Origin of the sequence: Arthrobacter sp. efr-133-R2A-63 (assembly GCF_030209795.1) — a bacterium.
GTDB classification, from domain to species: Bacteria; Actinomycetota; Actinomycetes; order Actinomycetales; family Micrococcaceae; genus Arthrobacter; species Arthrobacter bambusae_A.
Genome location: NZ_JARVRG010000029.1, coordinates 101998 through 113403, shown reverse-complemented (window position 1 = coordinate 113403; position 11406 = coordinate 101998). Strand labels below are relative to the sequence as shown.

Below are 11406 nucleotides of genomic sequence, written 5' to 3'. Positions count from 1 at the left end.
GAGCCTGCGGCGGGCATGTCCCGGGCTCAGCGCCGAGCATGTCCACTCGTCCGAGGCAACGCTGGGCATGTCCCGGGCTCAGCGCCGAGCATGTCCACTCGTCCGAGGCAACGCTGGACATGTCCCGGGCTCAGCGCCGGGCGAGCTCGCCGTCATTATCCTCCACCGGCTCCTCCGGCTCCACCAGCCCCACTGGCCCCACCGGGTCGGACTCAGGCTTGGCGACCGTGTCAACGGTCGAGTCGGAGGAAACTCCGAGGCGTTCGGCTTCAAGTCGTTCCGCCTCCTCACCTCCGACAGCCTCGCCCCGGGCCACCATTCCCGCGGTGTCGGAGAGCGGGATCTGCTTGAGGGTGACGGCGAGCAGGAGGGCGGCCGCGATGAACGGGATCAGGTACCAGAACACCGGTGCCAGCGAGTCGGCGTAGGCATTGACGATGGCGTCCTTGACCTGGACCGGCAGCTGGGCCAAGGTCTGCGGATCAAGCTTGCTGGTTGACTGTGCAGCCTGCGCGGCGGAAGCCCCGGCGCCTGTGAATGCCTTGGTGAGGGACTCGGCCAGCCGCGTCGTGAAGATAGAGCCGAAGACGGCGACGCCCAACGAAGCACCGACCTCGCGGAAGTAGTTGTTCGTGCTCGTTGCCGTGCCGATTTGCCCGGCCGGAACCGCATTCTGGACCACCAGGACGATGACCTGCATGATCAAGCCCAGGCCCGCGCCGAAGATGAACAGCTGGATGCAGATGACCCAGATCGGAGTTGACGCGGTGAGCGTGGTGAGCCACAACATGGCAACGATCGTGAGGCTGGCTCCGAGGATCGGGAACATCTTGTACTTGCCGGTCTTGGAGATGCGTATACCCGAATAGATGGACGTCCCCATGAGTCCGACCATCATCGGCAGCATGAGCAGGCCGGAAACCGCGGCTGAAGTACCGGAGGACATCTGCAGGAACGTCGGCACGAAGGCGATCGCGGCGAACATGCCCAGCCCCAGGGTAAAGCCGATGGCGGTTGCGTTGATGAAGATCCGGTTCTTGAACAGGCTCAGCGGAATGATGGGGTCTTCCGCCTTGCGCTCCACGAGGACGAAGAGGAAGGCGGCAAGCACCATGCCGGCGCCGAAGGCCCACGTAAGGGGGGAGTCCCAGCCTTGGTCCTTCTTGCCGCCGAAATCGGTGAAGAAGATCAAGCATGCCGTGGCAGCGGACAGCAGCAGGACCCCAAGGATGTCGATGCGCTTTTCGGCCTTCTTGTTTGGCAGGGTGAGCGTGAACCAGGCGATGGTGAAGGCTGCAATGCCGATGGGGATGTTGATGTAGAAGGCCCATTCCCAGGTCAGGTGATCGACGAAGAAGCCGCCCAGGAGCGGACCGGCCACGGCGGAAAGCCCGAAGATGGCACCGAGCGGGCCCATGTACTTGCCGCGTTCCTTGGCGGGCACGATGTCCGCGATGATGGCCTGCGAGAGGATCATCAGTCCGCCGCCGCCCAGGCCCTGGATGGCGCGGAAGATCACGAAGCCCCAGAAATCGGTGGCGAAGGCACAACCGATGGAAGCTGCCGTGAACAAACCGATGGCAATCAGGAAGAGGTTCCGACGGCCCAGGATGTCACCGAACTTGCCGTAGATCGGCATGACGATGGTGGTGGCGAGCAGGTAGGCCGTGGTGATCCAGGCCTGGTTTTCCACGCCGCCGAGCTTGCCGACGATCGTGGGCATGGCCGTGGACACGATGGTCTGGTCCAGGCTCGAGAGCAGCATGCCGGCGATCAACGCCGAGAAAATGATCCAGATCCTTCTCTGGGTCAAAAGCAGCGGTGCGGCCGCTTTGGTCTTGAGAGTGGTACTCACGGTTGATCCTTCTGGGGTTCGACGGGGTTGATGTCCAGCGGTTGGGCGAAGAGCGTGCGGGCTGCGTTGAGGTTCCGGTCCAGCAGTTCCCGGTATGGCTGCGTGTTCTCCTCGGAAAAGAACTGCTTGCTCGTCTTCTTGGTGACCGCACCGAAGGCTGCGGCGGCCATGACGACCTCCGTGTGATCCGCCGGGAGGCCTTCACGGGCGGCGATGAGTTCGGCGAACTGGCGCTCGCGGACTTCGCCTTCGCGGGTCAAACGGCCCAGGAGCTGGGGCTCGGCCGTGACTGCCGCGATGAGCTGACGGATCTCCGACGGACTCACGGTGGACCGCTCGAGGACCGCCAGGGTGAATTGGCGCAGCGCGGACAGCAACGAGTCCGAGATGGTGCCGGCGGCACGGGCGGGGTTGCGGTTGAAGGCCTCCAGGGCCTCTTCGGGAAGCTCGTCGGAGAACGAGCCGATCACCGCGTCTTCCTTGGTATGGAAATAGTTGAAGAAGGTCCGCCGCGAAATCCCGGCCTGTTCGCAGGCTTCCTCGACCGTGAAGCCGTTGAGTCCGCGCTGGGCCGTCAGGGAGCGGGCGATGGCTGAGATCGCCGCGCGGGTCTGAGCGCGCTTGCGCTCCCGGAGCCCACCGTCATTGGTTGCACTATTGTCCACAAAGTAAAGTTTTGCACCTTTAGTTAAATAGTGCAAGAAAAGTTCTGCGGGAGGAAACGACGACGGCGGCCGGCACCTTCCGAGGGGAAGGCGCCGGCCGCCGTCGGGCTGGCCAGTCGGACTGGGGAGGCTAGGCCTTGTGGGCCGGGCGGGTCATGGTGGTGACGTCGAGGGCCTTGTCGAGCTGCTCTTCGGTCAGCTCGCCACGCTCAAGGTAGCCAAGGGAGATCACGGCTTCGCGGATGGTCAAACCCTCGGCAACGGCCTTCTTGGCGATCTTTGCGGCTGCTTCGTAACCGATGAACTTGTTCAACGGGGTCACGATGGACGGGGAAGCCTCGGCCAGGAAGCGGGCGCGCTCCACGTTGGCCGTGATGCCGTCGATCATCTTGTCGGCCATGACGCGGCTGGTGTTGGCCAGGAGTCGGATGGATTCGAGCAGGTTGGCCGCCATCACGGGGATGCCGACGTTGAGCTCGAAGGCGCCGTTGGTACCCGACCAGGCGATGGCGGTGTCGTTGCCGATGACCTGGGCGCAGACCATGATCGAGGCTTCGCAGATGACCGGGTTGACCTTGCCCGGCATGATCGACGAGCCCGGCTGGAGGTCCGGAATGGAGATCTCGCCGAGTCCCGTGTTGGGGCCGGACCCCATCCAGCGGAGGTCGTTGTTGATCTTCATGAAGGAGATGGCGATGTTGCGCAGCTGGCTGGAGCCTTCGATGAGGCCGTCGCGGTTGGCCTGCGCTTCGAAGTGGTCGCGCGCCTCGGTCAGCGGCAGGCCGGTGTCGGCCGCGAGGAGCTCGATGACGCGCTCCGGGAAGCCTTCCGGGGTGTTGATGCCGGTGCCCACCGCGGTGCCGCCCAGGGGGACCTCGGCGACGCGGGGGAGCGCAGCGTTGATGCGCTCGATGCCGTAACGGACCTGCGCGGCGTAGCCGCCGAACTCCTGGCCCAAGGTCACAGGCGTGGCGTCCATGAGGTGGGTGCGGCCGGACTTGACGACATCCTTGAACTCCACCGCCTTGCGGTCCAGGGAAGCAGCCAGGTACTCGAGGGCCGGGATCAGGTCGTTGATCAGGGCCGACGTCGCGGCGACGTGGACCGACGTCGGGAAGACATCGTTGGAGGACTGGGAAGCGTTGACGTGGTCGTTCGGGTGGACAACTTTGTCGCTCCCGGCGGCCGCGAGGGCACGCGTCGCCAGCTCGGCGATGACCTCGTTCGTGTTCATGTTGGACGACGTGCCCGAACCGGTCTGGAAGACGTCGATGGGGAAATCGCCGTCGTACTTTCCGGCGGCAACCTCATCGGCTGCGTTGGCAATCGCCTCGGCGAGCTCGCCGTCGAGCACCCCAAGTTCGGCGTTCGCGAGGGCCGCGGCCTTCTTGACCCGCGCCAGGGCCTCGATGTGCGCGCGCTCAAGCGTCTTGCCGGAGATCGGGAAATTCTCCACGGCGCGCTGCGTCTGGGCGCGGTACAGGGCGTTCACGGGAACGCGAACTTCGCCCATCGTGTCATGTTCAATACGGAACTCGGCCGCGTTGGATTCTTGAGTGGAAGTCATGGGGCTAGCTTATGGCGAGCAGCCGCTTGACCGAAAACCGGAGGAGCAAAGCTACGGCCGCTTGGTGCCGCCCCTCCGGGGGCGGCCCGGCATCCGGCTTAGAGCTTGCCGATCCCGGAAACAAGCGCCGCGCGGCCTTCGTCCAGTTTGTAGGAAAGCCCGACGACGGCGGCCCGGCCGTCGTCGATCGCGTCGGAAATCACACGGGAACTGTCGGCCAATCGGCGGGCTGTCTGCTTGACGTGCTCCACCACCATCTCGTTGACGTCCGATTGCTCGTTGCGCATTGCCGTGAGGACGGAGGGAGTGATGCGTTCCACGAGGGAACGGATGAAACCTGCCGGCATTTCACCTGTCTCCACGGCACTCTTCGTCGCAGTCACGGCGCCGCAACTGTCGTGGCCAAGGATCACGATGAGCGGAACATGAAGTTGGGAGATGCTGTATTCCAGCGAACCGAGGACGGCGTCGTCGATCACTTGCCCGGCCGTGCGGACCACGAAGGCATCCCCCAGGCCGAGGTCGAAGATAATCTCCGCGGCCAAGCGGGAATCCGAGCAGCCGAAGATCACGGCAAATGGATGCTGGTCCTCGACGAGGGAGTGCCGGCGCGAAGCGTCCTGGTTGGGGTGCAGGGACTCGCCGGCGACGAAGCGTTCGTTTCCTTCGCGCAAACGGCGCCAGGCAAGTGCGGGAGTCAGATAGGTAGCCACGGCGCTACTTTACGGCTTTGGGGTGGCAGGCTGCGAAACTGTGTCGCCGGGCTTCGTGCCCGCGTCCGCGGAGGCGACAGGAGCAGCGTCCATCGCCTTGACCACGGCGGCGGCCAACGTGGAGAACTCGTCCAGTCCTGCGCTCCCGCTCAGGATGATCGTGGTGCCGCGGTAGTTCAGCACCATGCTGCGGTTGCCCTTGGCCGTGTCATGGAGCTCCCAGTCATGGCCACCGGCGCTCCGCGTGCCGGTGACCGGAGCGCTGCCGGTCTGCTGGAAAATCCAGGTTGGATTGGCCTTGCGGGTCTGGACAAGCCCGATGAACATCTGCTGGGGAGTCACGTAGCCGACCTCCCACGTGGGTACGCCGTCGCCGGTCCCGGATGACCAGCGAGCGTAGTTCGGACTAAATGTGTCGCCGGTATTCGGCGCCACAGGTGTGAAACCCGCCACATCTTTCGCATTGGCGGCCGTTGCGGCCACATCGACGTCGGGCTTGTAACCGCTGCTCTTTGGCGCCGGATTCATGAGCACGATCGGAAGGAACGCCAGCACGCACAGGAGCAACGCGATGAGCATGCCGATGACGGAAGCATTGGCCCGTTTGGCGGCTTTTGCCGCGATTACAGGCTTGACGGCCGGCCGGCCGGCGTCATTGTTGCCTGCTGCCTTGGTGCCTCCGTTGCTTGGCGGGACAGCGGCAATTGCTTTGTCTTGCGTTTCACTCACGCTTCAATAGTCTCCTATCCAAGCGGCTAATACACATCGGCCGGTCCGCGCAAGGGGCGTTCCGGGAGTTGGTCATCCCATGACCGTGCCGCTCCGCCGCGACTATGATCTCTTGTAGAGGAATCATTCAGGCCGCCAAGCCCAGCCATTCCTGGTCCCACGAATCGCGTCATCGAAGAAGAGGTTCACGTGTCTCCAGCGCCAATGTCCCAGAAGTATTCCACTATTTCGCCGGCGCTCGCCGTCGGGACCGATGAGCCGGACCGCAACCTGGCCCTCGAACTTGTCCGGGTCACCGAAGCTGCTGCCATCGCCGGCGGCCACTGGGTTGGTTTCGGCGACAAGAACAAGGCGGACGGCGCGGCCGTTGACGCCATGCGCTCCTTCCTCCACACCGTCCATTTCAACGGCGTCGTTGTCATTGGCGAGGGTGAAAAGGACGAAGCCCCGATGCTCTTCAATGGCGAGCATGTCGGTGACGGCACCGGACCCGAGTGCGACGTCGCCGTCGATCCCATCGACGGAACCCGGCTGACTGCCCTGGGCATCAACAACGCCCTCGCCGTGCTTGCAGTGGCCGAACGCGGCACCATGTTCGATCCCTCCGCCGTGTTCTACATGGAGAAGCTCGTCACGGGTCCTGAAGCCGCCGACATGGTGGACCTCCGCCTGCCGGTGAAGCAGAACCTGCACCTGATCGCCAAGGCCAAGGGCGTCAAGGTCAACCAGCTCAACGTCATGATCCTTGACCGCGACCGCCACCGCCCGCTGGTGGAGGAAATCCGCGAAGCCGGTGCGCGCACCAAGTTCATCATGGATGGCGACGTTGCCGGCGCCATCGCCGCCGCACGTTCCGGCACCGGCGTCGACGCCCTGATGGGCATCGGCGGCACGCCGGAAGGCATCGTTGCCGCATGTGCCATCAAGTCCCTCGGCGGTGTTATCCAGGGCCGCCTGTGGCCCACGAGCGACGACGAGAAGCAGAAGGCCATCGACGCCGGACACGACCTCGAGCGCGTCCTCTCCACGAACGACCTCGTCACGAGCGATAACTGCTACTTCGCAGCTACCGGCATCACCGACGGCGACCTGCTCAAGGGCGTGCGCTACTCCAAGGACAAGGTCCTGACCCAGTCCATCGTCATGCGCTCCAAGTCCGGCACGATCCGCTTCGTCGACGGCGAGCACCAGGCCAGCAAGTGGGAAGGTTACGCCCGCAAGTAACTCCTGGCTTAGTCCAAAAGGGCGGCACGATCGCTCGGCGGCTTTCTCTGGCTTTGTCCTCACGGACCTTGTCGATTCTGACGCCGCTGTCACGATCCCACCGCCCTTTTGCGTGCCCGCAGACTTCCGTCGGGCTAACTGGGAGAAAGGTCCGCGACGGAATGTTGTAGGGCACCAACTTACGTTCAAACCGGGTGAAGTGATGGTGCTCGACGGCGTCCGGCTCACCTCGCCTGCCCGGACGTGGCTGGACCTGGCCCAATTGATGAGTATGGACGACACTGTCGCGGCGGGCGACTCGATCGTCGTCGAGCACGGCGACAACCATCCCAGGCCGCGCGAGCCCTTGGCGACCATTGACGACTTGAAGGCGAAGGTGTCAGCCCGTCCCGGCATGCGTGGCGTACGTAAGGCCCGGCTGGCCCTTCACCTGGCCCCGGGTCGGCGCCCGATGCCGCTTACGTCAAAGAGCGGGTCGCCCTCCAATACGACGGGCGGCACCATGGGGAAGCTGAGCAGTACCAGAGGGACATCAATCGGATTTTGAGGTCATCTGCTGGTTCGCGCGGAGGAACCCTAGCGGAGCTTGTCGCGGAGTTTCCGGGCTACTTGGTAGGCCCCGTAGCGAAGCTTGTTGACCGGAAGGTCCCATGTGCCCGGGTAGGCGATTTCGCGGCCGCCGAAGGACTTCTTGAAGGCGGTGAATCCGGCCCACTTGTGGTCAGGATGGTCTTCCGGGGCCACGCCCCACAAATCGACGTGCTTGAGTCCCTTGTCCTTGGCGTCCGCCATGAGCGTCACGAGCAACGGAATGCCGGCGCTGAGCTTGCGATGCGTATCATCGAGCGCCGCGTGGGCGTAGGTTCGCGTGTCGGCAGAGTCGTACGCCAGGGCCGCCGCGATGGGCTCGCCGTCGAGTTCCGCGATGAACAGGGTGCCGGCACCGGCCGGCATGAGGGATTGGGCCACGGCGCTGAGGTAGTCGTCGCTCTGGGGCTTGAAGCCGTTGCGTGCGGCGGTCATGTGCAGGAAGTCCAGGAGCACCGAGATCTCTTCGGGATCCTGCGAGGACCGGAAGGTGACACCCTTCTTGTGGATGTTGCGGTACAGGTTCCGGTTGGTGGGTTTCATGCCCGCAAGGACGTCCTTGAAGTCGCCCTCCAGATCCACGATCCAGCTCAATTCCGGTTGCTGGTTGGACGGCGCCGGCTGCAGGCCGCGTTCCCGCAGGACCGCACCGGCGTCGGCGGCTTCGAACCCGGCGGTGACTGGTTCCATCCGGACAAACACAGCGCGGCTGCGGCGCGCGATCGCCACGAGGGCGGCTACGGCTTCGTCGAAGGCCTCCAGCGAATCGGCGACGGGTCCGTAGGGCGTGTAGATCACCTTGCCGGCGGGGTTCGTTTCCTCCACTGCGAGGAAACGCCACCCCGGCCCGGATTCCTCGTGCACGGTACGTCCGAGGGATCGCTGGAAGGACGCCCATGCGGGCGTCTGCAGGAAGTACTCCACCGTTAATTCCCCAAGCCTGTTGTCACGGCAAAGGCGACGCTGGTTCCCGTGGCACCGGCAACCGGGTGCACCATGACGGGCTCTTCCGACGCCGGGATGAACGCACTCCCCCCACGCTCGACGGCGAGCTCGCTCTTGGGGGAGTCGAGCACCACGGAACCCGAAACCACGACGACGACGGCGGGACCCGCCTGGGCCATCGGCACCGGTTCCGCTCCGGGTCCCAGCTCGATGCGCTGGAGCTGGAATTCCTTGAAGGGCGGCACATAGAGATCCTGGCCGAAGCCGGAGATCCGGGGCTCGATGCGCGGGACGCCGAGGGAAGCGAATTCGATGGTCTTCAGGAGTTCCGGAACATCCACGTGCTTGGGGGTGAGGCCGCCACGGAGCACGTTGTCCGACGCCGCCATCACCTCCACGCCGAGGCCTTTCAGGTAGGCGTGGACGTTTCCGCCGGGCAAGTACACCGATTCGCCCGGGGACAGGAACACAAGGTTCAGGAGCAGGGAAATCAGGACACCGGGATCGCCCGGGAACTCGCTGTTGATGTCCACCAACGTCGAGAGTTCCGCGGCGTGCTGCCCCATCGGCGCGCCCGATTTCAGGATGGAAACCACCTGATCGGTGGCCGCGGAGACGGCCTCCCCGCCGGTAATCAGCCGGGTGAACGCAGCTTTGAGTGCCGAGGGCTCATCGGAGCCGGAAAGGTCCGAGATGACTCCGGCGATGACGTCCGGAACGTCGACGGCGGCAAGGTCCAGGAGGGTCGCGAGGTGCTCGAAGACACGCTGCGAATCGGCGGCCGGGCGGAAACCGCAAAGGGCGTGAAACGGCGTCAGCGCGAAGATCATCTCCGGCTTGTGGTTGTCATCGCGATAGTTGCGCTCCGGTGAGTCCGCTTCCATGCCCGCGGCATTTTCCTTCGCGAAGCCGTCCCTGGCCTGCTGCAGGCGAGGGTGGACCTGCAAGGACAGGGGCTTGTCGGCTGCAAGGAGCTTGGTGAGGAACGGCAAGCGGGGACCGAATTCGGCCACGCTCGTTTCACCAAGGAAATGCACGGGATCCACGCTGATCAAGGCGTCCAAGGCGACGGAAGAGCCATCCGGACGGGTGGCCACGGACGGCGAGTCCGGGTGCGCTCCGATCCACAACTCCGCTTCCGGACCACCCGAGGCGGGCCTTCCCAGCAGGGCGGCGATCGCCGTCGTCGATCCCCATGCGTAGGGGCGGAGAACATTCTCAAGCTGGTACACGGCGGGGGATCCTTGTCATTGCGGGACGGTTCATTCGGGATTGCCGGGGATGACCTCTGTGCGGCTGCCCGGGCTCTTAACGAGTGCTCCGGGCGGAGACGTTCGCCGTCGAGAAGACTTCGGCAACCTTGTCGCGGAGCCTGGCACCCTTCTCCGTGGCGGTGTTGTTGAGCTCCTGCGCGAATTCGAGCAGTTCGCCACGAAGGCGCACGGCAAGGTCATCGGTTCCGGACGCCAGCATGCGTACAGCCAGGAGGCCGGCGTTGCGGGCGCCGCCGATGGAAACAGTGGCCACGGGAACGCCGGCGGGCATCTGCACGATGGACAGCAAGGAGTCCATGCCGTCCAAGGTCTTCAGCGGGACCGGGACGCCGATGACGGGCAGCGGGGTAACGGAGGCGAGCATGCCCGGCAAGTGGGCTGCGCCGCCTGCTCCGGCGATGATGACCCGGATACCGCGCTCATGGGCGGTCTGGCCGTAGCGGATCATCTCCGTGGGCATGCGGTGCGCGGAGACGACGTCGGCTTCGAAGGGGATGCCGAATTCCGCCAGGGCGTCGGCTGCGGCTTCCATGACGGGCCAGTCCGAGTCGGAGCCCATGACAAGCCCCACGATCGGGGAGGCGTTCGCTGCCCCCGCGTTTTCGGGATCCATTGTTTCTGCGCTCATGCGGTCTCCTCGGAGGTGGTCTCGGCCGGCATGCGGCCGTCACGGATGATGTCGGCCACTATGGTGGCGCGGTGTCGGATGGAGTCGACGTCCGCCGTCGAGTTGCCGACGAGGTTCACGTGTCCGATCTTGCGGCCGGCCCGCACGGACTTGCCGTAGCAATGGACTTTTGCGGCCGGCTCGTAGGCGAGGGCCTTCGGGTACGCGCTGTAGAGATCCTGGTTGTCGCCGCCGAGGAAGTTCTTCATGACGACCACCGCGCCCAGGGCGTCGGTAGCACCGAGCGGGAGGTTGAGGACTGCGCGCAAGTGCTGCTCGAACTGGCTGGTGACGGAGCCGTCCTGCGTCCAGTGGCCGGTGTTGTGCGGCCGCATGGCGAGCTCGTTGACCAGGAACCCGACTCCGACGCCGGGCGTTTCGAAGAGTTCCGCAGCCATCACTCCCGTGACTCCGAGTTCATTGGCAATCCGCAGCGCGGCCTCTTCGGCTGCCGCAGCGACCTCCACGGGAATGTCCTGGGCCGGCGCAATCACTTCGTCGCAGACGCCATCCACCTGGACAGTGTGGACAACCGGCCATGCGCGGGATTCGCCGTCGGGCGTCCTCGCAACGAGCGCGGAAAGCTCGCGGCTGAAGTCGACCTTCTCTTCGGCCAGGAGCGGGCTCATGGCGTCGAACCAGTCCGTGGTGCTCCGGGCGTCGTCGGCGGAATGGATGATGCGCACGCCCTTGCCGTCATAGCCTCCCCGGGGGGTTTTCAAGACGATCGGCCAGCCGGTCTGCTCGCCGAAAGCCACCAGGTCTTCGACGCCGGTGACGGCAGCCCACGCCGGGTTGGGGAGCCCCAGGCGGTCGATCGCGGCGCGCATCACCAGTTTGTCCTGGGCGTGCACCAAGGCATCGGGGCCGGGCTGGACGTTGACTCCGGCCTCGATCAGCGCCCTCAGGTGCTCGGTGGGGACGTGCTCGTGGTCGAACGTCATGACGTCCAGGCCCTCCGAGAACTCAAGGAGTGCCGCGAGGTCCTTGTAGTCGCCAATGGGAGCCGTTGCCACGGCCCGGACCGCGGAAACGTCCTCGCCTTCGGCAAGGACCCGGAGTTCAAAGCCAAGAGCGGTTGCCGCCGGAGCCATCATTCGTGCGAGCTGGCCGCCGCCAACCACGCCAATTACAGGAAAAGTCACAAGGTTCAGCCTACCGAACCAGCGGCCGGTTCCT

The 11406-nt window shown here is 64.9% G+C and carries 11 protein-coding genes; 2 read left to right on the top strand and 9 right to left on the bottom strand.

Going from position 1 to position 11406, the window contains the following annotated elements; translation table 11 throughout:
- Nucleotides 1-130: 130 nt before the first annotated feature.
- The 5 genes from QRN45_RS16260 to QRN45_RS16240 form a co-directional block, all read right to left on the bottom strand.
- Entirely contained in the window at nucleotides 131-1855 is a 1725-nt protein-coding gene (locus QRN45_RS16260) for an MDR family MFS transporter (RefSeq protein WP_284764002.1), read from the bottom strand.
- Nucleotides 1852-2520, bottom strand: a complete 669-nt coding sequence (locus QRN45_RS16255; protein WP_264637559.1) for a TetR/AcrR family transcriptional regulator — start codon at nucleotides 2518-2520, stop codon at nucleotides 1852-1854. The genes QRN45_RS16260 and QRN45_RS16255 overlap by 4 nt, the downstream gene beginning before the upstream one ends.
- Nucleotides 2521-2650: 130 nt before the next feature.
- Complete coding sequence (locus QRN45_RS16250) at nucleotides 2651-4087, bottom strand: class II fumarate hydratase (protein ID WP_264637560.1); 1437 nt, start codon at nucleotides 4085-4087, stop codon at nucleotides 2651-2653.
- A gap of 98 nt (nucleotides 4088-4185) precedes the next feature.
- Nucleotides 4186-4800 carry a carbonic anhydrase gene (locus QRN45_RS16245; protein ID WP_264637561.1) on the bottom strand — a complete coding sequence of 205 codons (615 nt, stop codon included), beginning with the start codon at nucleotides 4798-4800 and terminating at the stop codon, nucleotides 4186-4188.
- A gap of 9 nt (nucleotides 4801-4809) precedes the next feature.
- Entirely contained in the window at nucleotides 4810-5529 is a 720-nt protein-coding gene (locus tag QRN45_RS16240) for a DUF4245 domain-containing protein (RefSeq protein WP_413542310.1), read from the bottom strand.
- 204 nt (nucleotides 5530-5733) lie between these two features.
- On the opposite strand from QRN45_RS16240, the gene glpX reads away from it, so the two are divergent.
- Nucleotides 5734-6753 carry a class II fructose-bisphosphatase gene (gene glpX, locus QRN45_RS16235; protein ID WP_171983398.1) on the top strand — a complete coding sequence of 340 codons (1020 nt, stop codon included), beginning with the start codon at nucleotides 5734-5736 and terminating at the stop codon, nucleotides 6751-6753.
- Nucleotides 6754-6955: 202 nt separating this feature from the next.
- Nucleotides 6956-7300 (top strand): hypothetical protein, encoded by a 345-nt coding sequence (locus QRN45_RS16230; RefSeq protein ID WP_284763999.1) that lies wholly within the window; start codon nucleotides 6956-6958, stop codon nucleotides 7298-7300.
- A 29-nt stretch (nucleotides 7301-7329) separates the two neighbouring features.
- Here the strand turns inward: QRN45_RS16230 and QRN45_RS16225 are convergent, their stop codons facing one another.
- The 4 genes from QRN45_RS16225 to QRN45_RS16210 all read right to left on the bottom strand — a co-directional run bounded on the left by QRN45_RS16225 (nucleotide 7330) and on the right by QRN45_RS16210 (nucleotide 11372).
- Nucleotides 7330-8265 carry a lipid II:glycine glycyltransferase FemX gene (locus tag QRN45_RS16225; protein WP_284763998.1) on the bottom strand — a complete coding sequence of 312 codons (936 nt, stop codon included), beginning with the start codon at nucleotides 8263-8265 and terminating at the stop codon, nucleotides 7330-7332.
- Between the two features lie 2 nt (nucleotides 8266-8267).
- Nucleotides 8268-9518, bottom strand: a complete 1251-nt coding sequence (gene manA / locus QRN45_RS16220; protein ID WP_264637564.1) for a mannose-6-phosphate isomerase, class I — start codon at nucleotides 9516-9518, stop codon at nucleotides 8268-8270.
- 76 nt (nucleotides 9519-9594) lie between these two features.
- On the bottom strand, nucleotides 9595-10188 hold the full coding sequence (purE, locus tag QRN45_RS16215; RefSeq protein ID WP_241709503.1) for a 5-(carboxyamino)imidazole ribonucleotide mutase: 594 nt from the start codon (nucleotides 10186-10188) through the stop codon (nucleotides 9595-9597).
- On the bottom strand, nucleotides 10185-11372 hold the full coding sequence (locus tag QRN45_RS16210; protein ID WP_284763997.1) for a 5-(carboxyamino)imidazole ribonucleotide synthase: 1188 nt from the start codon (nucleotides 11370-11372) through the stop codon (nucleotides 10185-10187). The genes purE and QRN45_RS16210 overlap by 4 nt, the downstream gene beginning before the upstream one ends.
- Nucleotides 11373-11406: the final 34 nt, after the last annotated feature.

Bases quoted from the DNA above. Each gene is read 5' to 3' on its own strand.
- purE (WP_241709503.1), bottom strand. From the start codon at position 10,188: ATGAGCGCAGAAACAATGGATCCCGAAAACGCGGGGGCAGCGAACGCC.
- glpX (WP_171983398.1), top strand. From the start codon at position 5,734: ATGTCCCAGAAGTATTCCACTATTTCGCCGGCGCTCGCCGTCGGGACC.
- QRN45_RS16230 (WP_284763999.1), top strand. From the start codon at position 6,956: ATGGTGCTCGACGGCGTCCGGCTCACCTCGCCTGCCCGGACGTGGCTG.
- QRN45_RS16250 (WP_264637560.1), bottom strand. From the start codon at position 4,087: ATGACTTCCACTCAAGAATCCAACGCGGCCGAGTTCCGTATTGAACAT.